The organism is Nesterenkonia haasae (assembly GCF_010119385.1).
GTDB classification, from domain to species: Bacteria; Actinomycetota; Actinomycetes; order Actinomycetales; family Micrococcaceae; genus Nesterenkonia; species Nesterenkonia haasae.
In genome coordinates, this window is sequence record NZ_VFIE01000021.1 from 43071 (window position 1) to 63804 (window position 20734).

Consider the following 20734-nt stretch of genomic DNA (forward strand, 5'->3'; position numbering starts at 1 on the left):
ATAGTCGGCAATCCTTGCCTCTCGGCCCGCACCATGCTTGGACTGCTGTGCACGGCCCTTGTGTATATGTGACGAAGCTCACGGGAGGGGGTTCGGCTCATGAGGAGGAGACGAGCACGGCATCAGCGAGTTCCCCCACCTGATCGTCAATCAGGCCCGTGTGTTGGACTATTTCGCCGAACACATGGCACGTTCCCCCTCTCGGATGCGCCCCGATTTCGGGGTGGAGTTCCTAGCACTGGAGGTCACTGACGACGCTGACTACCCGGTGTGGGTGCGTATCCGGCATGTAGCCGGTCAACGTGAAGGCCAGGAACGAACAGTTCGTGCCAAATACGTGCTGGGTGCCGACGGGGCACGAAGCGGGGTCCGGCGCAGCATCGGCCGGACGTTGGACGGCGACACGGCCAAACACGCCTGGGGCGTCATGGACACTCTCGCGGTGACCGATTTTCCCGACATCAGGCTCAAATGCGCCATCCAGTCCCGCTCCGGCGGAAACATCCTGCTTATCCCGCGCGAAGGCGGACACCTGTTCCGCATGTACGTTGATCTCGGTGAGGTCGCCGACGATGATGCAGGCCGGGTGCGGCAGACCACGTTGGATGAGGTGATCGCCAAAGCGAACACTATCCTCCACCCGTACACCCTTGATGTGAAGCATGTGGCCTGGCACAGCGTCTATGAGGTCGGTCATCGAGTCACCGACAAGTTTGACGATGTCCCCGACGAACTCACCGGTGAGCGCACCCCACGGGTCTTCATCGCCGGCGACGCCTGTCACACCCACAGCGCCAAGGCCGGTCAGGGAATGAACGTCTCGATGCAGGACGGGTTCAATCTGGGTTGGAAACTCGGTCAGGTGCTCACCGGGCTGAGTCCGGATACCCTGCTCGACACGTACTCCGGTGAGCGGCAGGAGGTAGCTCAGAACCTCATCGACTTCGACAAGGAATGGTCCCCCCTGATGGCCAAGAAGCCTGAGGAAATGGAGGACCCTTCCGTATTGGAGGACTTCTACGTCAAGACGTTCGAATTCCCGGCCGGGTTTATGACCGAGTACAAGCCGTCCATGATCACCGGAGATGCCCGCCATCAGGATCTGGCGTCCGGATACACGGTGGGCAAACGCTTCAAGTCTGCACTGGTATCCCGAGTCTGTGACGGAAACCCCTTGCACCTGGGACACCTGGCCACTGCCGACGGCCGCTGGCGCATTTACGCTTTCGCGGATGCGCCCCCAGCGGGGGAGGACTCCCAGCTTGGCCGTTGGGCCCAGCGGAACCCCCGGATATCACGATCAATGCCGTCCCCGAGGCTTTCAAACCCAAAGTGGGCCCCTTCCGACTGACCTACCTCAACGATGTCTCCGGGGTCCACCCTGAGCAGAGCATCTTTGCAGAACGCGGCATCAGCGACAATGGCGCAGTGGTGGTTGTGCGCCCAGACCAGTATGTGGCCCATGTGCTGCCGCTGACGGCTACCGCAGAACTCGCAGAGTTCTTCACAGGCAACTTCAGTAAGCGTTCCCGGTAGCCGCATAGTTTGACCCCGCCCTATCTGAAATCCCCTACGTCATAGCGTTGGGTAAGCCTGGTAGGGCGGGGTCAAACGCGGCAGAGGCCTTGCCAGCAGCTCTACTCGTAGGTGTAGAAGCCTTGGCCGGACTTCCGGCCCAGCTCACCACGGGCCACCATCTGGCGCATCAGCTGCGGTGGCGCGAACCGGTCCCCGAGTGTGGAGTGGAGATACTCAGCAATGCCGAGACGCACATCCAGTCCCACGATGTCGGTCAGGGCCAGCGGGCCGATAGGAAATTTGTATCCCAGCACCATCGCATTGTCGATGTCTTCAGCAGAAGCCACTCCTTCCTCCACCATGCGGATCGCCTCCAGCCCTATGGCCACTCCCAACCGTGAGGACGCGAATCCTGGTGCATCGTTGACCACGACCGGAGTTTTGCCCAGAGCTTCCACCCATGAGCGTGCATGTGCTTCGAGTTCGCTGCTGGTCTCTTCGGCGAGGACCACCTCGACCAGTTTGGATGCGGGGACCGGGTTGAAAAAGTGCAGTCCGCAGAAACGATCCGGACGCTTCAACACTCCGCCCAGCTCGGTAATAGACATCGACGACGTGTTACTGGCCAGCCAGGCTGAGTCTGTCAGTTGGGATTCAGCCCGCTGCAGAGAAGAAACTTTGATGTCCCACTTCTCAGGAACAGCCTCCACCACCAAGGAGCAGTCCACGAATGCTGCATAGTCGGTGGATACGTTCAGTTTGTTTAGCCACTTGCTGAGGTCCCCGCTGATTTTTCCTCGTTCGAGACTGGAGCTCAGATCCCCTGTGACCCGGTCCGCTGCGGACTGAGCCGCGGCGTCGTCGACCTCCACGACCGTGACACGCTGGGCTCCTGCGACGATAAATGCGTGCGCAATGCCGGCGCCCATGCGCCCACCACCGAGTACTCCAACGTGCTGGGGGATTGAGTCTGTCACTCTGCTGCCTCCTTGGGGGGCGGTGTCTTCTTGCGGTCGAGGAACGCTTGCATGCGGTCGAACTTAGCCTGAGATTCGAACAGGATGGCTTGCGCGAGGTTGTCCACATGCGGGTGCGCCTCGCGCGGCATGGCAAAGACCCGTTTCGCCACGTGGACAGCTAGGGGATCCTGCTGGGCAATCCGATCAGCCAGTGCTTCTGCGGCTTCCAGAAGTTCCTCTGGCTCGTGGACCGACGTCACCAGGCCAAAGTGCAGGGCCTCCTCAGCGTTGAGTATTCGTCCCGTGAAGAGGATTTCTTTGGCCAGAGACTCTCCGGTGAGTTCTTTCAGCCGCCACAGTGCGCCAGCGGCAGGGATGATGCCTAGCTGAGTTTCCGGCTGCCCGACTTTGACCCGTGTGGTGGCCACCCGGAAATCGGCAGCCCAGGCCAATTCCGCTCCACCGCCGAGGGCGTACCCGTCCAAGGCAGCGATAACTGGCATGGGCAGTGCCGCCAGCCGGTCGAAGACAGCGGAGTTGATGCCGCGCAGCGCATCGGCGCGGCGGCGCTCCCGCAGCTGGCCGATATCCGCTCCGGAAGCGAAGATGCCCTTCCCTTTCGCCTCCGTCCCGGAAAGGATCAGGATCTTCGGCTGGGACTCAAGTTGGGCGCACAGAGAATGGAGTTCACTGACCATCTCGGAGTCGATAGCGTTGCGCACCTCTGGGCGGTCCAGCCGGGCGTGGACCCGGTCGTCGGCTTCTATGATGCGCAGCGTGGTGAATTCGGAAGGGTTCCATCCCATCTGCGTAAGGTCACACCCTTTCGATCAGCATGGCGGAGCCCTGGCCCACACCGACGCACATTGTGGCCAGACCGCGCTGCAGGCCGTCATCCTCCAGCCGGCGCAGCAGCGTCAGTACAATGCGGCATCCGGATGAACCCAGGGGGTGGCCCAGAGCGATGGCACCGCCGTCAGAATTGACGATCTGCTCATCCAACCCGAGTCGTCGCATACATGCCAGGGATTGGCTGGCAAAGGCTTCATTGAGCTCCACTGCATCGAGGTCACCGATGCCCCAGCCGGTGCGCTCCAACACTTTGCGCGTGGCAGGCACCGGACCGATACCCATAATCTCCGGCGGCACTCCAGCATTCGCGGATCCGACGACGCGGGCACGCGGATTCAACCCGTACTTCTCCACAGCTCGCGCAGAAGCCACGATCACGGCGGAGGCGCCATCGTTGAGCGATGAAGCGTTTCCTGCTGTGACGACGCTGCCGCCAGCAACGACCGGGCGCAGATTCGACAGGGCATCCAAGGTGGTCTCCGGGCGGGGGCCTTCATCGGTGGTCACCACAGTGGGTTGGCCCTTCCTGCTGGGGATCTCCACAGGTGTGATCTCCCTCGTGAGCCGTCCGGCTTGGGTAGCTGCCACGGCGCGCTGTTGGGACCTCAGCGCGAACTCATCTGCGTCCACCCTGGATATTCCGTCCACCCTGGCGACCTCTTCTGCGGTCTCTGGCATAGAGAAGGTGCGCTTGGGATGGTCCACGTGCCGTGGGTTGACGAACCGCCACCCGATGGCAGAATCCACCACGTCCCCCGGGCGGGAAAAGGGCTTCTCCGGCTTGGCCATCACCCACGGTGCTCGGGACATGGACTCCACACCGCCGGCCACCACCAGATCGGCAGCGCCGGCAGCGATCATCTGCTGTGCTTGGGCGATGGCGGACATTCCCGAGGCGCACAGCCGGTTGACGGTGATGCCTGGCACGACGTCTTCGAAGCCAGCCAAGAGCCACGCCATGCGGGCCACGTTGCGGTTCTCCTCGCCAGCGCCGTTGGAGTTGCCGAAGATCACCTCATCAACGTCAGCAGAGGGCACCTTCGAATCTTCCACCACCTGGCGAATCACCAGTGCGGCAAGATCATCGGGGCGAACGGCAGAGAGGGAGCCTCCGTACCTGCCCACCGGTGTACGAGTTCCAGATACGAGAAAGGCATCAGTCACAGGTTTTTCTCCTTCAGAAGTCGGCCAAAGCCACGGCAGGGTTCTCCAGGCAGCTCGCTACATAACCGAGAAAGCCGCCCGCAGCACCGCCGTCGCAGACCCGATGGTCGAACGCGAGTGTCACGGTGGTGATCTTGCGCACTGTGATCTCTCCCTCAACCACCCACGGGCGGTCCAGGGTTCGCCCGATACCGAGAATCGCCGCCTCAGGGTGATTGATGATCGGGGTTGCGCCGTCAGATCCGAAGACACCGTAGTTGTTCACGGTGAATGTCCCTCCGGAGAGCTCCTTGCCTCCGATGTTGCCACCTCGTGCAGCCTCCGCGAGGCGACGGATCTCGGCGTGCAGGCCCAGTGCGGAATGCTTCTCAGCGTGACGGATGACCGGAACGACCAAACCGGCATCTGTCTGTGCGGCGAAACCCAGATTGATGCCCTCGAAGTGCACGATCTCCTCTGAGCCGTCGGATTCGACGATGCGCGAGTTCAGCTCAGGGTACTTTCGCAGCCCAGCGACCACGAACCTGCTGAGGAACGCCAATATGGACGGGGCCACATGACCTGCGTCTTTCAGCTGCTGACGCATGTCTGCAAGTTGGGTGACGTCGACGTCCTGCCATACGGTGGCTTCAGGTATCTCAGTCCGGGACTGAGACATCTTGGTGGCGATGGCCCGCCTCATCCCCGTCATGGGGACGCGCTCTCTGATATCGAGGCCGGTGAGTGAATCGCGGCCTGCGCTCGGAACTTCTGCATCAGAAGGCTCTGCATGTGGCGATACGGATGTGCCTCGCGGCGCTGTGGTTGACTGCTCGGCCGCAGCGAGGACATCACAACGCATAATCAGGCCGTCCGGCCCTGAACCAGTCAGGCCACGAAGGTCCACTCCTTGCTGGCGCGCCATCTTCCGCACCAACGGAGACGACACCCGGGGAGCCTTAGTCTCCTCCGGCGCTGGAGTTGGCGGGACAGCTGAGCGTCCGCCGGCGTGTCGTCTGCGGCGTCTGCGGCCGTTCTTGCTTGCCGAGGTGCCGTAACCAATCAGCACATTTCCGGAGCCTTCGTCAGCCACGGCGTCCTGCGGCTCGCTGGCTCCAGCGCGCTCCTCCTCACGGTAGGACAGTGCGCCGGCCTCCGCTTCTTGCGTCTGCGTGCCGTTGGCGGTGTCATCGCCGGTGCTCACTGTAATCAATGGCTTACCGACTTCGAGCGTGTCGCCAGCGACCCCATGAAGCGTGTGCACGGTGCCCGCGTAGGGGGAGGGGACCTCGATGGCGGACTTTGCTGTCTCAACCTCCGCGATCGCTTGGTCAACTTCGACAGTGTCGCCTTCGGAAACCATCCAGCTGAGAAGTGTCGCTTCAGTGAGACCTTCGCCCAGGTCGGGCAGATTGAATGTGGTCATCTCAGTCCTCCCACTGCATCTCGTCGAGGGCGTCGAGGATGCGGTCCACATCCGGCAGATGATGCTCTTCCAGCTTCGGGGCGGGATAGGGGATATCGAAACCCGTGACGCGCAGCACCGGAGATGCCAAAGAGTGGAAGCACCGCTCTTGAATACGTGCGGCGATCTCACTGGCCACTGACACGAATCCCTGGGCCTCAGCCACCACGACGGCACGTCCGGTCTTTTCCACACTGCGGATCAGTCCAGCTTCATCGAATGGGACGAGGCTGCGCATGTCCAGCACTTCGGCGCTGATCCCGTCCTCGGCGGCTGCTTCAGCGGCTTTCAGGGCCGTTGCAACAGAGGGCCCATAGGAAACGATCGAGACGTCAGATCCTTCACGAACGACGACGGCTTGGCCTTGGGCCCCGATTCGGCGGGAGTTCTCCGACTCGGATTCGTATGCCTGCCGCAGGGTGGAGAGATCCTCCGGGGCCTTGGACCAATAGAGCTTCTTCGGTTCGAAGAACACCACCGGATCTTCGGTGTCGATGGCTTCGCGGAGCATCAGGTAGGCATCAGCAGCAGTGGATGGTGTGAAGACCTTCAGCCCAGCGGTGTGCGCATAGTAGGCCTCTGAGGAATCGCAATGGTGTTCTACACCGCCGACTCCGCCGCCATAAGGGATGCGGATGACGATGGGAAGTCGCACGCGGCCGCGGGTCCGGTTGGCCATCTTCGCGATATGGCTGAAGATCTGTTCCAGGGCAGGAAACGCAAAGGCGTCAAACTGCATTTCGATCACTGGGCGCATGCCGTTGATGGCCATTCCGACCGCAGTTCCCGCAATACCGGACTCCGCCAGGGGAGTGTCGAAGCACCGGTTGGACCCGAAGCGTTTGGTCAGTCCATCGGTGATTCGGAAGACTCCACCCAGGGTGCCGACGTCTTCGCCGAAGACCACTACAGACTCATCGGCCTCCATCGCGTCAGACATGGCCGTGTTGAGTGCGGAAGCGAAGGTGGTGGTGCTGGTGGCAGTTATGGTGCTCATCACTGGGCCCCTTCATCGGTCGTGGCGCGCTGGAGCTCGTCGTCGAGCTGTGCCCGTTGGGCCAACAGTTGCGCGGTGGGTGCGGCGTATACGTGGTCAAAGATCTCCAACGGGTTCTCCGCTGGGTCCGCCGTCATCGCCTGGCGCAGCGAGCTGGCAACTTTCTCTGCCGCTTCAGTGATTCGGCCCGCGGCGTCGTCGTCGAGGAGTCCTTCACCGGTGAGGAAAGTCTGCATCCGCAGCAGTGGGTCTTTCTGCTTCCACTGCTCGACTTCTTCACGGTCCCGGTAGCGAGTCTCATCATCGGCGTTGGTGTGGGCCTGCATCCGGTAGGTGACGGCTTCCACGAGCAAAGGCATCGAGTTTTCGCGCGCCAAGTGAACAGCTCGGCGCAGTGTGGCGAGGACAGCGACCATGTCATTGCCGTCCACCTGTTCTCCGGCGAGCCCGTAGCCGATGGCCTTATGCGCAAGTGAGGGCGCTGCTGACTGACTGGAGAGCGGAACGGAGATCGCGTACCCGTTGTTCTGAACGAAGAACACCACCGGGACCTCGAATACAGCGGCGAAGTTCAGTGCCTCGTGGAAGTCGCCTTCGCTGGTGGCACCGTCTCCGCACATGGCGAGCACCACAGTTTCTTCGCCGCGCAGCTTGGCGGCGTGGGCGACCCCCACAGCGTGCAGCAGCTGTGTGGTCAGCGGGGTGGACATCGCACCCACCCGGTGTTCTCTAGGGTCGTAGCCGCAGTGCCAGTCGCCGCGGAAGGACACCATGACCTCCAGCGGATCAACTCCGCGTGAGATGACCGAGACCGTGTCCCGGTAGGTGGGAAACATCCAGTCACCGGGTTCCAGGCACAGCGCCGCGCCCACTTGGCAGGCCTCCTGGCCGTGCGAGGAAGGGTAGACCGCCAACCTGCCCTGGCGGACTAGGGCATAGTTCTGGTCATTGATGCGCCGGCCCGCCACTAGAGCTGCGTAGGCCTTGAGCAGCACCTCGTCCTCCGGGATCGGGTACTCGTGTCCGGGTCCTGTGCCCTGCTGCTCGACTGGGACCAGGGTGCCCGCAGCGTCGAGCATGCGGATTTGCTGCTGCGCGGGCAGCATGTACTGCTCTGGAGTAATGCCAAAGCTGCGGCTCGCCGCGAAGATCCGGGAGGCCTGTTCTGCTTTTTCGTGGCCAGGCTCCGGTGCCGTTTTGGGATCGTCCATGATCACCCTCTCTGGATGGATGCGGAAGTGGCGCACGCCATGTGTGATACCTGTCACGCTAGTGTATCGTAAATACTGACCGATTGGTCGGTAACAGTTTTCTGGCCAATCCAAGACCGCAGTCCAACCGTGGAATTGAGGACGCTGATGACCGTCGAGTTCACCGAAGCAACACCCGGGCACGCCCCTGAGCAAATTTTGCCGAGTTTTATCGGAGGCCAATGGTGGGCCCCGTCCGACCCTGAGAAGGTGGCTGACATTCACGACGCCGCCACGGGTGCGTTGGTCTGCCGGGTCTCCACTGATGGTCTGGAGACCTCCCGCGCTGTCGACTATGCCCGAAGTGCGGGCCAAGCGGCGCTGGGTGAGTTGACCTTCCATCAGCGGGCGCTGCGGTTGAAGCAGCTGGCACTGCACTTGGGTGAGCATAAGGAGCTGCTGTATGAGCTCTCCGATAAGACCGGTGCGACCCGTAAAGATCATCTGGTCGATGTCGACGGCGGGATCGGGACGCTGTTCGCGTACTCCTCCAAGGCACGGAAGGAGCTTCCGAACTCGAATGTCATCATCGACGGTGGCGTCGAGCAGCTCTCCCGCGATGGCAGCTTCATCGGCGAGCACATTTACACCCGGCTCACCGGCGCGGCGGTCCAAATCAATGCGTTCAACTTCCCCGTCTGGGGGATGTTGGAGAAGTTCGCACCTAGTTTCATTGCCGGAGTTCCCACGATTGTGAAGCCGGCCAGCCAGACTGCCTACGTCACAGAAGCCTGTGTCCGGCTCATGGTGGACTCTGGGCTGCTGCCCCAGGGGTCGCTCCAGCTGATCTCCGGTTCGGCCCGCGACCTTCTTGACCACCTGGACTATCGCGACCATGTGGCCTTTACCGGCTCCGCGGCCACGGCTCATATGCTGCGCTCGCACCCGAACGTTCAGTATGAGGGAGTGCGTTTCACGGCGGAGACGGACTCCCTGAACTCTGCGATTCTGGCACCCGATGCTGCTCCCGGCACCCCGGAGTTTGAGGCATTCATCAAGGCTGTCGTCCAGGAGATGACGGTCAAAGCAGGCCAGAAGTGCACCGCCATTCGGCGCACGATCGTCCCGAGCGAACATGTCGACGCTGTGGTGAACGCTCTGCGCGAGCGAGTTGAAGCCCGTGCTGTCCTGGGGGACCCTCGCGATGCTGAGACCACAGTCGGAGCGTTGGCCTCCAAGGACCAGCAGTCAGAGGTCTCCCAGGCGGTTCGGCGCTTGGTCGAAGCCGGAGGTGAGGTCTGTTTCGGCGGGCCGGAGGCCTCCACAGGTGGGGCAGACGCAGAAAAGGGCGCGTTCTATCCAGTGACAACGTTGAAGTTCAGCGATGCCCGCACCCCTGAGGTCCACCAGGTGGAAGCCTTCGGCCCGGTCACCTCTGTTCTGGGATACACCGATATCGCCGACGCGGTGGACCTCGCAGCACTCGGTGGAGGTTCCCTGGTCGCGACGGTCTGTACCCATGATCCGCGGACCGCTGCAGAGTTCATTCGGGGTATCGGCTCTCACCATGGGCGAGTGCATCTGCTGGACCGTGATGACGCGAAGACCTCCACCGGGCACGGTTCGCCGCTGCCGCACCTGGTCCACGGCGGACCCGGCCGCGCTGGTGGGGGTGAAGAACTCGGTGGGATGCGCGGAGTGAAGCACCATATGCAGCGCACCGCCATCCAGGGCACACCCGAACTGCTCACCGGCGTGACTGGTGTGTGGCACCGAGGCGCTGCGGCTCACACGGCGACTGCGGAGACCGTTGCTGATGGCAGCGCGCGGCACCCCTTCCGGAAGTCTCTCTCCGAGCTGCGCATCGGAGACCAGTTTGCCTCTGGGCTGCGCCAGGTGCGTCTGGAAGACATTGATGCGTTCGCTGCCTCGACAGGCGACACGTTCTATGCGCACACCAATGAAGAAGCTGCCTCCGCCAATCCGTTCTTTCCTCGGCGCGTCGCGCATGGGTATCTGTTGGTGTCCTGGGCCGCGGGACTCTTCGTTGACCCGGCTCCGGGCCCGGTGTTGGCCAACACCGGGCTCGAGAACCTGAGTTTCATGACGCCGGTAACCTACGGGGACTCAATCCGCGTGACTCTGACGGCAAAACAGATCACCCCCAGGGAGACTGACGACTACGGAGAGGTCCGCTGGGATACTGTGCTGCACAATCAGCACGACGAGATCGTCGCTACCTACGATGTACTCACCCGGGTCGCGAAGGACGTTCCCGATTGGGCCTGACGGGGCAACACCGCGCGGTTAGCTTGACGTCGCCACCGCCGCCTCTTGGTGGGCGGCGTGCATGACTGCCTGGGCAACTCCGGTGGCCACCCGGTCATCCAGCGGTGAGGGGACGATGTAGTCGGCCCGCAGATCATCGCCGACCACATCAGCGATCGCCGTGGCTGCCGCGACTTTCATGGCCGATGTTATTCTGCGCGCACCGCAGTCGAGCGCCCCACGAAAGATGCCCGGAAAGGCCAGCACGTTGTTGATCTGATTTGGGAAGTCCGAGCGGCCGGTGGCCACCACTGCCGCGTGGCGCGACGCGATGTTTGGGGGGACTTCAGGATCTGGGTTGGACAGAGCGAAGATGATCGCATCATCGGCCATCCCGGCTACGGCCTCTTCAGGAACTGTGGAGGAGGACACTCCGACGAACACATCCGCGCCATCGAGCGCTTCGGCGATCCCACCGGTGATATTCCCAGGGTTAGTCTTCTCCACGATTCGGGCCTTGGTGTCATTGAGATCATTGCGGCCGCGGTGGATGATGCCCCGGGAGTCGGTCAGGGTGATGTCTTGGACTCCCGCTTCGAGCAGGATCTCGGTGACGGCGATCCCGGCCGCGCCTGCGCCCGCTATGACAACCCGGGTGTTGGCGAAAGTGCGCCCAGTCAGCCGGGTGGCGTTGGTGAGTGCTGCCAGAACGACGACTGCTGTGCCGTGTTGATCATCATGCATCACCGGGCAGTCGAGTGCCTCAATGAGTTTCTGCTCCAATTCGAAACACCGTGGCGCCACGACGTCTTCAAGGTTGACTGCGCCGAAACTGGGTCGCAGCCGCACCATGGTTTCGACGATCTCGTCGACATCAGTGGTATCGATGACCAAGGGGATGGAGTTCAGGCCACCGAACTCGCGGAACAGGGCTGACTTGCCCTCCATCACGGGCAACGACGCGGCAGGTCCGATGTTTCCCAATCCCAATACTGCAGTTCCATTGGAGAGCACCACCACCAGACGGGATGCCCACGTATGGGTGGCGTGCAGCGCTGGATCTTGATGGATGGCTCGGGAGACTTGGGCTACACCGGGGGTGTAGGCGATGGACAATGCTCTCTTGGAATCAAGAGGCATAGTGGTTTCAACGGTGAGTTTGCCGCCTTCATGAGCGGTGAAGACGTCGTCGTCAGTGATCGGTTGAGGCGTGCTTGTATCCGACATAAGGGTCTCTCCTGGAAAGTAACTGTTCAGGTCGACACGGCGCGTCGCGGATCTCGCGGGAGCGCACACACTTCATCGGGTGGGCTAGATGCTCCGGCCGTGCGCTGCCGTAGGTGCCGAGATCATCGGTTCCCCACGCCGTCGCAGTGGTCAGTACTTTCTTTAGACCGTGCTCACAGAATAGATGCTCGCTTCGTTCAGCCCAGCTCGCCGGTGAGAAATTTCACTAAGTGGACGTTACTGCCGGTCTACTTTCCTTGGAAAGTAGGCGTCCGCTTCTGCTGGAAAGCTGCGAAACCCTCAATGTAGTCCTCGGAATCGCAGAGCGCAGCCTGAGCGCGGTTCTCATTGTCGAGTGAGTCCCACAAGCCCAGTCGCTGATCCCGGATCTGGGCTACGAGTTTCTTGGATTCACGGAAGGCGAGGGTTGCGCCCTGTGCTGCGGCTTGGGCCTTCTCCCTGGTGAACGAGGTCAACGAATCAGCGGGTACGGCACGGGAGAACAGTCCAGAGGTCACAGCCTCCTGACCGGAGATCAGCTCAGCTGTGTAAATTAGATCCAAGGTGCGGTGGGCACCTAGCCGCTCCACGAACAGCGCATGACCGCCGGAATCGAGGGTGGCACCCAGCGATGCGAACGGAGATCCGATCTTTGCGTTCTCCGCTACATAGACGACATCGGTGGCTATGGCCAGGCCCAGCCCTACGCCCAAACAGGCTCCGTGGACAGCTGCGAATGTCGGTGCGGGAAATGCAGCCATCCGGCGCAGAAGCGGGGTGACCCGCTCGCCCAAGTAACCTATGACATCGTCGTCCTTGGGGTTCACGCCGGAGATGTCTCGCCCGGCGCAGAAACCCCGGCCCTCACCTCGCAGGAACAGTGCACGCACATCAGCCTGCTCCGCCTCCTGATAGGCGGCATCCAACTCATCGAGGGCCTGCTCGTCCAATGAGTTGAGCTTCTGGGGAGCGTTCAGCACCACTTCCGCGAAGTGGCCTTGGATGCTCAGATCAATCATGTTCTGTTCCTGTCACTCACTAGAGGTGTGGCTGGTTGGATCAGGCGTCGTAGTTGACCACCAGAAGGTCGGACGTAGGTCTGGTCTGGCAGGTGAGGACGAATCCGCGCTCGAGCTCATCAGTCTCCAATGCGTAGTTCTCCTCCATCTCGAAGTCACCGGAGACCACTTGGGCTCTGCAGGTACCACACACGCCGCCAGCACAGGCGAAGGGAACATCGGAACGCTGCCGCAGCGCAGCATTGAGCACGGTCTCTCCAGAGGCGGCGGGGGACTCCACGTTTCCTGTGAGCCCATCGAGGGTGAACTCGATGCGGCGCACCGGACCAGATGCATCGTCCTGAACGCGGCGCCCCTGCTGTCCGCTGGGCCGGTCCGGCCGGCCGGTGGTGAAAAGCTCGAACCGGACATCTTCAGCGGGAACGTCGCGAGATGCGAGCTCATCACGAACCAACTGCACCAGCTCGAACGGGCCACACAGGAACCACTCATCAGTCCTTTCGGTACGCAGCACCTGATCCAGCAGGGCAGTCAGTTTCTCAGCATCGATCCGACCGGTCAGCAGCGGATTCAGGCGCTGCTCACGGGAGAGGACATGGTGAACAACGAAGCGAGTGGGGTAGCGATCCTTGAGGTCTCCCAGTTCTTCGGCGAACATCACATCCGCGGCCGATCGGTTGGCGTAGACCAGCTCGAAGGTGGTGTCGGGGGAGGCGCTTAGGACCGAACGTGCGATGGCCATAATCGGAGTGATCCCGGAGCCGGCGGCGAAGGCGACCAGTTGGGCCCCGGCATTACGGGCCACTGCATCCTCCGCCAACGCTTCGGGTCGGTTCATAGAGGTCAACGCCATCTTGGACACGAAGGTCCCGGAAGGGTTCATCACATCGACCACGTCACCGGGCTTCAGTTGATCATTGGCCCAGGTGGAGAAGACCCCGCCCAGGTCACGTTTGACAGCGATGCGAATTTCCCCGGGAACTGGTTCGGTGCAGATCGAGTACGAGCGGCGGACTTCGTGGCCGTCGATCTGGGCCCGCAGCGCTACATACTGTCCGGGGGCGTAGTCAAAGTCATCGACCAGATGCTCGGGGACCTCAAAAGTGACCTCTACTGAGTCAGCGGTGAGCCGACGTACCTCCTTGACAGGAAGGGGAGTGAAGCTGGCACGCCGGCGGGTTGACGGTGCCGCCTCGGCGGCAGGGCTTTCGAGGGTCATCACAGCACCTTGAAGTAGTCGAAGGGTTCTAGGCATGCCCGGCACTGGTAGAGCGCCTTGCACGCCGTGGAGCCGAAACGGGCCAATTCTTTAGTATCCAGCGAATCGCAGCGCGGGCACTTCACGCTCAGCCCCACGCGGATCGGACCGCCGCGCACTGCGGCATGGCCCGACGGGGGAGTGATGCCGTACTCGCGCAGCTTGCGCTTGCCGTCTTCTGTCATCCAGTCGGTGGTCCAGGAGGGGGTGAGCACAGTGTCCACCCGGACCGTGTCGAAGCCGGCGTTGCGGACTGCCTCGGTGACGTCCGCGGTGATGGTGTCCATGGCCGGGCAGCCTGAATATGTGGGGGTGATGACCACGACGCCGCTACCGCCGGCAGTTGCCGCAGCAGCGCGGAGGATCCCGAGGTCGGCAATCGTCAGCACCGGAATTTCGGGGTCCGTCACCTGGGCGGCCGCATCCCACACGGCAGCGTCAGCCGGATCTGGAGGGCGAATCCCGTCGGGGGAGAGGTGCCGATCTTCGGCTGTGCTCATCTCAGCTGCTCCTCTCACCAGGAGGCACCGGGGTGCTGGCGGGCCAGCACCTGCATCTCGGCCAGAATGAACCCGCGGTGCTCTGAGAAACGACCGGACCGGTCGGCGCCGAAAGCCCCCTTCGCCTCCGGAGGGTTCAGTCCTGCTTCTGTGATGATGGCATGGAGCCGATCGAGGACGGGTTCGCGCAGTGCTGAGGGCAGCACCGCGACACCCTGCTCGGCGAGCCTCTCCGTTGGCTCGACGTCTGCGAAGAGTTCCTCGACATAGGGCCAGGCAGCGTCCAATCCGGCCTGCACACGGCGGCTGGACTCCGCGGTGCCCCCTCCGAGCCGCAGCAGCCATTGGGCCGCGTGATCTTGGTGGTAGTCCACTTCTTTGAGCGCTTTGTCAGCGATTGCCGCCAGCGTGGCGTCTGCTGAGTCAACCAGGCGGCTGTAGAGCTCGTGGGTGTAGAAGCTGAAGATCAGCTGCCTGGCGATAGTCTTTCCGAAATCGCCATTGTCCTGCTCAACAAGTCGGCAGGAGCGGAAATCCTCCTCATCGCGGAAGTACGCTAAGTCGTCCTCACTCTTGCCCCAGGCGGAACCAGCGTAGGTGAGGAAGAATCGCGCATGGCCCAGGAGGTCCAGGGCAATGTTCCCGAGTGCAATGTCTTCCTCGAGCTCGGGTGCGCGAGAGATCCAATTTCCTAGACGCTGGGCGAGGATGAGACAGTCATCCCCGAGCATCAGGGCATAACGAGCTGTGTCCTCAGCGGCAACGGCGCTGCTGGCGCTGACATCTTCGGGGGTGAGTGCGTCTCCTACGGAGATCCGCGTAGCGGAGTCCTGCGAGGTGAACCCGGCGGCGCTGTTCATAGGTGTGGAACCCCCTCAGACTGCTTGTAGTACGTCGCGTGGCGGTAGGACTTGCCTTTAGGTGACTCGAAATACCCACCTTTGGAGTCAGGGTCGGAGGCTGTGATGTCAGCCGCCGGGACCACCCAGAGGGATGTGCCTTCGTTGCGCCGCGTGTAGAGGTCCCGGGCATTGCGCAGCGCCATCGCGGCATCTGGCGCATGGAGAGAACCCGCATGGACGTGGGAGAGCCCCCGAGAGGATCGCACAAAAACTTCCCAAAGTGGCCACACGCTGTGCTCAGCTGGATCCTCAGTGACCACGCCACCTTCCGGGACCTGGTCTGTGGGCGCGTTGCGGTCGGTCTCTTCCATGGTTCGGGCCTTTCTTTCCTGCAAAGGGGGACGTGAAGGGGGCTCTAGGCGCTGAGCAGGGCACTTCCGCGGGAGGTGTCTGCCTGCTTGGCTGCATAGGCCGCGGCGGCTTCACGGACCCAGGCGCCGTCGTCGCGCGCAGCTCGATAATGCGCAAGACGCTGGTGATTGAGTGGACCGTTGCCCTTGACCACACTGAAGAACTCGTCCCAGTCGAGGTCACCGTAGTCGTAGTGGCCACGGTCCTCATTCCACTTCAGATCCGGGTCCGGGAGGGTCAGTCCCAAGGCTTCAGCCTGCGGCACAATCATGTCGACGAATCGCTGCCGCAGATCGTCGTTGGAGAACCGCTTGATGTTCCACGCCATGGACTGTTGAGAGTTTGGTGACTCATCGTCTGGCGGTCCGAACATTTGGAGAGCTGGTCCGTAGAAGCGGTCGACAGCATTTTGCGCCATCTGCTTCTGCGCCTCAGTGCCGTGCGAGAGGCTGTACAGAATCTCCCACCCCTGCCTCTGGTGGAACGACTCTTCCTTGCACACCCGGACCATGGCTCGCCCGTACGGGCCGAAGGAGGCTCGGCACAGTGGTACCTGATTGGTGATGGCGGCACCATCCACCAACCAGCCCACGGCACCAACATCAGCCCATGTCCGGGCAGGATAGTTGAAGATGGAGGAGTACTTGGCTTTTCCGGTGTAGAGCTGCTGGTACATCTCGTCCCGAGAGGTGCCCAGCGTTTCCGCGGCGGAGTAGAGGTACAGGCCGTGTCCTGCTTCATCCTGCACCTTGGCCATCAGGACCGACTTACGTTTCAGCGACGGTGCTCGCGAAATCCAATTGCCCTCTGGTTGCATCCCGATGATCTCGGAGTGTGCATGCTGGGAAATCTGACGCACCAACGTCTTGCGGTAGTTGTGCGGCATCCAGTCACGGGGCTCAACGCGCTGGTCCGCTTCTATGAGCTGCTGGAACTGTTCCCAACCCACGCGGGCGTCTTCTGCAGCTGCTTGCGCTTCCTGCGTGATCGTCTCGCTCGAGGAGTCGACTGCTCGAAGCGCTGGCTTCTCTGGGGACATTGCGGAACCTCCTGAATTACTGACCGTTCGTTCAGTATATACCAGGACAGGTGTGACTCACAACACCTCTAGCTGGGTTGTTGCAGGATTGCTAGCGGGAGGGGCTACGCAGTCCGCCGAGGAGGAGATTGACGACAGTGTCCGCTACGGGTGCCGAAGACTCAGCGCGCTCCGGCCGATACCAGTCCACAATCGAATTGACCATACCCATCGCCAGTCGTGAGGCAGTCCGAGCGTCAATGTCACTGCGCAGGTCGCCAGCTGTCTGGGCCTGGCCGATCAACGCTGCGATTCGGCGCGTGATCTCGCGCCGTCGGACGAGGGCAGCAGTCTCCACCTCGGAGTTCCCGCGGAGCCTCAGCAATAGTGTGACGTAGGGCAGCGAGCGAGTCAGTACGTTGATCGATTCTCGGATGATGGTTTCCAGCTCGACCACGGCAGGGGCTTTGAGCGCCTCCGCGTCCGCGACGACTCCCTCCAGCTCAGTCAGTGAGTGGCTGAGGGCGGCGTCGAGGATTTCCTCTTTGGACTTGACGTGGTGGTAGATGGCGGACTTGGAGATACCGAGCTCCTCAGCTAATACCCCCATGGAGGTTGCCTCGTAGCCACGGTGGTTGAATACTTCGACGCATACTCGCACCAGACTTTCCCGGTCGTAACCGGGACGGCCCCGTTTGCTAGCGGTTCGCGGGCGCCCCGAGGTCTCGGTGGCCGTCGCCTGGCGAAGTCGGTCCAGTGGCATGAGTCCTGTGGGCTCCCTGTGTAGGCGCTGGGTGGTTGGCTACCAGAGTATCCCTAGCCCGAGGCTCATCGCGGGCGTCTGTCATAGATGCGGCGCAGCTTGCCGGAAGACCGAGCAAGAGTCTCTGGTTCAGCGACTGTCACCTGACAGCTAGACCCCACCTTGACCTTGATCTGCTGGGCCAGTTCTGCGCCGGCAGCCTCGGCCTGATCGCGAGCCATCTCTGGCCGCCTTTCGATGTGAACGGTCATCTCATCCATGGAGCCCGGACGGGTGAGTTCTAGTTGAAAGTGGGGGGACAGGCCCTCAATGCCCAGCGCTATCTCTTCGATTTGTGTGGGGAAGAGGTTGACCCCGCGAAGAATGATCATGTCATCGCTGCGTCCGGTGATGCGTCCCATTCGCCGGTGCCCCGGGCGGTCGGTACCTGGTGCCAGGCGAGTGAGATCGTGGGTCCGGTAACGGATGACGGGTAAGGCTTCTTTGGTCAGAGTGGTGAAGACCAGTTCTCCGTGGTGCCCCAGAGGCAGGACATCTTCGGTCATGGGGTCGATGATTTCGGGCCGGAAATGGTCCTCCCAGATAGTGGATCCGTCTTTGCGGTCTCCCGATTCGCCGGCAACTCCTGGTCCCATGACCTCGGACAGGCCGTATATGTCGCAGGCGCTGATGTTGAATGACCTCTCGATTTCGCGGCGCATCTCCTCAGTCCACGGTTCTGCTCCTAGGACGCCGATCTCCAGTGAGGTCTCTCGAGGGTCGAGGCCGTTACTGCGGAAAGCGTCCGCCAGGGCCAGAAGGTAGGTCGGCGTGCACAGAATGACCCGGGGTTGGAAGTCCTGGATGAGCTGAATCTGCTTCTCCGTCTGTCCTCCAGACATCGGGATGACGGTGCAGCCGAGCCTCTCGACCCCGTAATGCGCGCCGAGGCCACCGGTGAAGAGGCCATAGCCGTATGCGTTGTGGACGATGTCTCCGGGGGAGACTCCGGAGAATCGCAGGCACCGGGCGAGCAGCCCGGCCCAGCGGTCAATATCGCCTTCGGTGTAGCCGACCACGGTCGGCTTGCCCGTTGTCCCCGAGGAGGCATGGATTCTGCGTATTTGGCGCATGGGGACGGCGAACGACTTGAAGGGATAGGCGTTGCGGAGGAACTCCTTGTCGGTGAAGGGGAACTTGGCGAGATCCTCAAGGGTCTCCAGGTCCTCCGGTTTCACATGATGGGCATCGTAGAGCTCTCGGTATGCGCTGACGTTCTCATAGGCGTGGCGAACTGTGGCCTGCAGGCGGACCAGTTGCAGCTCATCGATCTCTTCCCGGCTGAGCATTTCCTCAGTGTCGGGCTCGATCGGGGACGTTGGGGTCGCTGAGGTGGCCGCCACTGCTGCCGCGACTGCGTTCTGGGTCGGGTCTTCGGTGGCGGTGCTGTCTGGTTCGGGTGCGTGCCGGATGCTCATCGTGAACTGCCTTCGTGGGCCGTGGGGATGGTGCGTGAGCGGCCGCGAAAGACCGCGACGGTCTCACCTTCACAAGTGACGACGACGTCGAATACGCCGCTCCTGCCCGCACGGGCCACCTGATGCGCTTCTGCCGTCAAAACGTCACCGAGACGTGCGGACTTCAGGAAAGTGATGTCTGCCCCGGAGGCCACTGTGACGGTTCCGTCGTCACCCTGCGGGTGGTTGCATGCCATGGCGAAACATGTGTCTGCGAGGGTGAAGATCATGCCTCCATGGACGATGCTGAAACCATTGGTCATCTCAGGCCGGATGGTCATCCGAAGTTTGGCGTGACCCTCCTCCGCGATCAGTACTTCAGCGCCGAGCCACTGAGTGCATCGGTCAGTTTCGAGCATGGCGTGGTGCGGCCCGCCGGGTGGCATCGCGACCCCTTGTTCGGGTGAAGCAGAGAGCGGTTGAGCAGCGGACATAGAAGCTCCTGTTATGACATCCGACAATTACAGACCAATCGGTCAGTAAGTCAACTCAAGCACTCACCCAGTGTGATGTCAAGCACATCAGGTAGTCACATCAGACGAATGCAGAGACTCCCGTGAGTTCCCGTCCGGCGATCAGCATGTTGATGCCGTAGCTGCCCTCATAGGTGTAGATCGCATCAATGTCTCCGGCTATCTTGGCCACCTCATGGGTGCTCAGGATGCCATTGCCTCCGAGTACGTCACGGGCTGTGGCTGCCGACTCGCGGGCCAGCCGGGTCAGCGTGGCCTTGGCTAGCGTGGCTCGCAGCATGGTCAGCTGGTTGGCCTCCTGAAGGCGAGCAAGCTCGCCCATGAACGCCGTCGACACAGCCAGATTGCCGGCCATGGTCGCCAGGGCGGTCTGCACCAGTTGGAAGGACGCCAGTGGCTTGCCGAACTGTGTGCGCGTGAGCGCGTGATGGCGGGCTGTATCCAGGAGTGCCTGTTGTGCGCCGACGGCCTGCCACCCGACCCATGCTCGTGAACCACGCAGGCCCTCACTGGTGGCAGCGAAGCTCGTGGCTTTGGGCATCAGTGCGGACTCAGGCAGGGTGAGGTCAAGCTCCAGCTCGGCGTTCTGCATGATCCGAAGTCCGGTCTTGTTGGTGATCTTGTGTGCGCGATAACCAGGCGTATCAGTGGGCACAAGGAAGCCTTTGATGTGGCCATCTGAGGTGTCGCGAGCCCAGATCACGGCGACATCGGCCACGGTGCCGAGTCCGATCCACCGTTTCGAGCCACGAATCCTCCAGGAGTTGCCTTCGAACGTTGCCGAGGTGGCCAGGCCTCCCGCTATGTCTGAGCCGTGATCTGGTTCGGTGAGGCAGAAAGCGCCCAGAGTGCGCAGGCGGCGCAGTCCAGGAAGCCAATGCTCCTTCTGCTCAGCGGATCCGAGACTTTCGATCGTGCCGACTATGAGTTCATTGTGTATGCCCACCACTGCGGAGATGGACACGTCGGCCCGGGCCACTGCGATATGCGCGAGTCCTTGGAAGAGCTGGGAGGATCCATCGAGGAAGAGTTCGCCTACGCCGAGGTCACCGAGGCCGTGCAGCATATCGATCGGGAGCTGCTCGTGATGCCAGGGCTCAATGCTCTGATGCCGAACGTTTTCCTGTACGTAGGCCTCGATGCGCTGGAGGCGTTCCTGCTCCTCTGCGCTGAGGTGGCGAGCCAGGTCCAGTAGGTCAGGGTGACTGTGGCTGGAGGCTGAAGTTCTGACTCCCTGTGATGACTCAGGGGTTGCCTTCGTGCTCATGGTTGTCTCCGTTCTCCCGCGGGCGCTTGGCTGTGCGGGCCTCGCGCGGGACTGTGCGTTAGGGGGTT

General features: G+C 62.0%; 18 protein-coding genes and 1 pseudogene. 2 read left to right on the plus strand and 17 right to left on the minus strand.

What is annotated here, in order from left to right; translation table 11 throughout:
- Window positions 1–109 precede the first annotated feature (109 nt).
- A pseudogene (locus tag FH975_RS09880) lies at window positions 110–1536 on the plus strand (FAD-dependent monooxygenase); the annotation flags it as partial.
- A gap of 101 nt (window positions 1537–1637) precedes the next feature.
- Here FH975_RS09880 and FH975_RS09885 read toward each other — a convergent pair.
- From FH975_RS09885 to pdhA, 6 genes are read right to left on the minus strand one after another with little or no spacing between them, the layout of a single operon-like run.
- Window positions 1638–2495: a 3-hydroxyacyl-CoA dehydrogenase family protein gene (locus tag FH975_RS09885; protein WP_328821855.1), complete on the minus strand. Its 858-nt coding sequence runs from the start codon at window positions 2493–2495 to the stop codon at window positions 1638–1640.
- A complete protein-coding gene (locus tag FH975_RS09890; protein ID WP_162321223.1) occupies window positions 2492–3283 on the minus strand; it encodes an enoyl-CoA hydratase/isomerase family protein in 792 nt (263 codons plus the stop codon). Before FH975_RS09890 ends, FH975_RS09885 begins: the two co-directional genes overlap by 4 nt.
- 10 nt (window positions 3284–3293) lie before the next feature.
- Window positions 3294–4493, minus strand: a complete 1200-nt coding sequence (locus FH975_RS09895) for an acetyl-CoA C-acyltransferase (RefSeq protein ID WP_162321224.1) — start codon at window positions 4491–4493, stop codon at window positions 3294–3296.
- Window positions 4494–4506: 13 nt separating this feature from the next.
- Complete coding sequence (locus FH975_RS09900; RefSeq protein ID WP_162321225.1) at window positions 4507–5898, minus strand: dihydrolipoamide acetyltransferase family protein; 1392 nt, start codon at window positions 5896–5898, stop codon at window positions 4507–4509.
- Between the two features lies 1 nt (window position 5899).
- A complete protein-coding gene (locus tag FH975_RS09905) occupies window positions 5900–6934 on the minus strand; it encodes an alpha-ketoacid dehydrogenase subunit beta (RefSeq protein ID WP_162321226.1) in 1035 nt (344 codons plus the stop codon).
- Entirely contained in the window at window positions 6934–8145 is a 1212-nt protein-coding gene (gene pdhA, locus FH975_RS09910) for a pyruvate dehydrogenase (acetyl-transferring) E1 component subunit alpha (RefSeq protein ID WP_162321227.1), read from the minus strand. Before pdhA ends, FH975_RS09905 begins: the two co-directional genes overlap by 1 nt.
- Before the next feature lie 147 nt (window positions 8146–8292).
- Here pdhA and paaZ point away from each other — a divergent pair, with 147 nt between their 5' ends.
- Window positions 8293–10413, plus strand: coding sequence for a phenylacetic acid degradation bifunctional protein PaaZ (paaZ, locus tag FH975_RS09915; protein WP_162321228.1), 2121 nt, complete (start codon window positions 8293–8295; stop codon window positions 10411–10413).
- Between the two features lie 18 nt (window positions 10414–10431).
- Here paaZ and FH975_RS09920 read toward each other — a convergent pair whose 3' ends face one another.
- From FH975_RS09920 to FH975_RS09970, 11 genes are all read right to left on the minus strand, one after another.
- Window positions 10432–11619: an NAD(P)-dependent malic enzyme gene (locus FH975_RS09920; protein WP_162321229.1), complete on the minus strand. Its 1188-nt coding sequence runs from the start codon at window positions 11617–11619 to the stop codon at window positions 10432–10434.
- Between the two features lie 248 nt (window positions 11620–11867).
- Entirely contained in the window at window positions 11868–12638 is a 771-nt protein-coding gene (locus FH975_RS09925) for an enoyl-CoA hydratase/isomerase family protein (RefSeq protein ID WP_153078844.1), read from the minus strand.
- Between the two features lie 40 nt (window positions 12639–12678).
- Window positions 12679–13857, minus strand: a complete 1179-nt coding sequence (gene paaE, locus FH975_RS09930; RefSeq protein WP_162321230.1) for a 1,2-phenylacetyl-CoA epoxidase subunit PaaE — start codon at window positions 13855–13857, stop codon at window positions 12679–12681.
- On the minus strand, window positions 13857–14396 hold the full coding sequence (gene paaD, locus FH975_RS09935) for a 1,2-phenylacetyl-CoA epoxidase subunit PaaD (RefSeq protein WP_162321231.1): 540 nt from the start codon (window positions 14394–14396) through the stop codon (window positions 13857–13859). Before paaD ends, paaE begins: the two co-directional genes overlap by 1 nt.
- 14 nt (window positions 14397–14410) lie before the next feature.
- Window positions 14411–15256, minus strand: coding sequence for a 1,2-phenylacetyl-CoA epoxidase subunit PaaC (gene paaC / locus FH975_RS09940; protein WP_162321232.1), 846 nt, complete (start codon window positions 15254–15256; stop codon window positions 14411–14413).
- Window positions 15253–15609 carry a 1,2-phenylacetyl-CoA epoxidase subunit PaaB gene (paaB, locus tag FH975_RS09945; RefSeq protein ID WP_153078840.1) on the minus strand — a complete coding sequence of 119 codons (357 nt, stop codon included), beginning with the start codon at window positions 15607–15609 and terminating at the stop codon, window positions 15253–15255. Before paaB ends, paaC begins: the two co-directional genes overlap by 4 nt.
- Window positions 15610–15653: 44 nt before the next feature.
- The gene (gene paaA, locus FH975_RS09950; RefSeq protein WP_153078839.1) at window positions 15654–16688 is read right to left on the minus strand and encodes a 1,2-phenylacetyl-CoA epoxidase subunit PaaA; all 1035 of its coding nucleotides are present in this window, start codon (window positions 16686–16688) and stop codon (window positions 15654–15656) included.
- Between the two features lie 91 nt (window positions 16689–16779).
- A complete protein-coding gene (locus tag FH975_RS09955) occupies window positions 16780–17430 on the minus strand; it encodes a TetR/AcrR family transcriptional regulator (RefSeq protein WP_153078838.1) in 651 nt (216 codons plus the stop codon).
- A gap of 65 nt (window positions 17431–17495) precedes the next feature.
- The gene (locus FH975_RS09960) at window positions 17496–18758 is read right to left on the minus strand and encodes an AMP-binding protein (protein WP_235928658.1); all 1263 of its coding nucleotides are present in this window, start codon (window positions 18756–18758) and stop codon (window positions 17496–17498) included.
- 125 nt (window positions 18759–18883) lie between these two features.
- Window positions 18884–19360, minus strand: coding sequence for a hydroxyphenylacetyl-CoA thioesterase PaaI (gene paaI / locus FH975_RS09965; RefSeq protein ID WP_328821856.1), 477 nt, complete (start codon window positions 19358–19360; stop codon window positions 18884–18886).
- A gap of 100 nt (window positions 19361–19460) precedes the next feature.
- The gene (locus tag FH975_RS09970) at window positions 19461–20666 is read right to left on the minus strand and encodes an acyl-CoA dehydrogenase family protein (RefSeq protein WP_162321233.1); all 1206 of its coding nucleotides are present in this window, start codon (window positions 20664–20666) and stop codon (window positions 19461–19463) included.
- Window positions 20667–20734 lie beyond the last annotated feature (68 nt).

Excerpts from the sequence above, each read along its gene's own strand:
- FH975_RS09890 (WP_162321223.1), bottom strand. The coding sequence starts at position 3,283 with ATGGGATGGAACCCTTCCGAATTCACCACGCTGCGCATCATAGAAGCC.
- FH975_RS09900 (WP_162321225.1), bottom strand. The coding sequence starts at position 5,898 with ATGACCACATTCAATCTGCCCGACCTGGGCGAAGGTCTCACTGAAGCG.
- FH975_RS09905 (WP_162321226.1), bottom strand. The coding sequence starts at position 6,934 with ATGAGCACCATAACTGCCACCAGCACCACCACCTTCGCTTCCGCACTC.
- pdhA (WP_162321227.1), bottom strand. The coding sequence starts at position 8,145 with ATGGACGATCCCAAAACGGCACCGGAGCCTGGCCACGAAAAAGCAGAA.
- paaZ (WP_162321228.1), top strand. The coding sequence starts at position 8,293 with ATGACCGTCGAGTTCACCGAAGCAACACCCGGGCACGCCCCTGAGCAA.
- FH975_RS09920 (WP_162321229.1), bottom strand. The coding sequence starts at position 11,619 with ATGTCGGATACAAGCACGCCTCAACCGATCACTGACGACGACGTCTTC.
- FH975_RS09925 (WP_153078844.1), bottom strand. The coding sequence starts at position 12,638 with ATGATTGATCTGAGCATCCAAGGCCACTTCGCGGAAGTGGTGCTGAAC.
- paaE (WP_162321230.1), bottom strand. The coding sequence starts at position 13,857 with ATGACCCTCGAAAGCCCTGCCGCCGAGGCGGCACCGTCAACCCGCCGG.
- paaD (WP_162321231.1), bottom strand. The coding sequence starts at position 14,396 with ATGAGCACAGCCGAAGATCGGCACCTCTCCCCCGACGGGATTCGCCCT.
- paaC (WP_162321232.1), bottom strand. The coding sequence starts at position 15,256 with ATGAACAGCGCCGCCGGGTTCACCTCGCAGGACTCCGCTACGCGGATC.
- paaB (WP_153078840.1), bottom strand. The coding sequence starts at position 15,609 with ATGGAAGAGACCGACCGCAACGCGCCCACAGACCAGGTCCCGGAAGGT.
- paaA (WP_153078839.1), bottom strand. The coding sequence starts at position 16,688 with ATGTCCCCAGAGAAGCCAGCGCTTCGAGCAGTCGACTCCTCGAGCGAG.
- FH975_RS09955 (WP_153078838.1), bottom strand. The coding sequence starts at position 17,430 with ATGCCACTGGACCGACTTCGCCAGGCGACGGCCACCGAGACCTCGGGG.
- FH975_RS09960 (WP_235928658.1), bottom strand. The coding sequence starts at position 18,758 with ATGCTCAGCCGGGAAGAGATCGATGAGCTGCAACTGGTCCGCCTGCAG.
- paaI (WP_328821856.1), bottom strand. The coding sequence starts at position 19,360 with ATGTCCGCTGCTCAACCGCTCTCTGCTTCACCCGAACAAGGGGTCGCG.
- FH975_RS09970 (WP_162321233.1), bottom strand. The coding sequence starts at position 20,666 with ATGAGCACGAAGGCAACCCCTGAGTCATCACAGGGAGTCAGAACTTCA.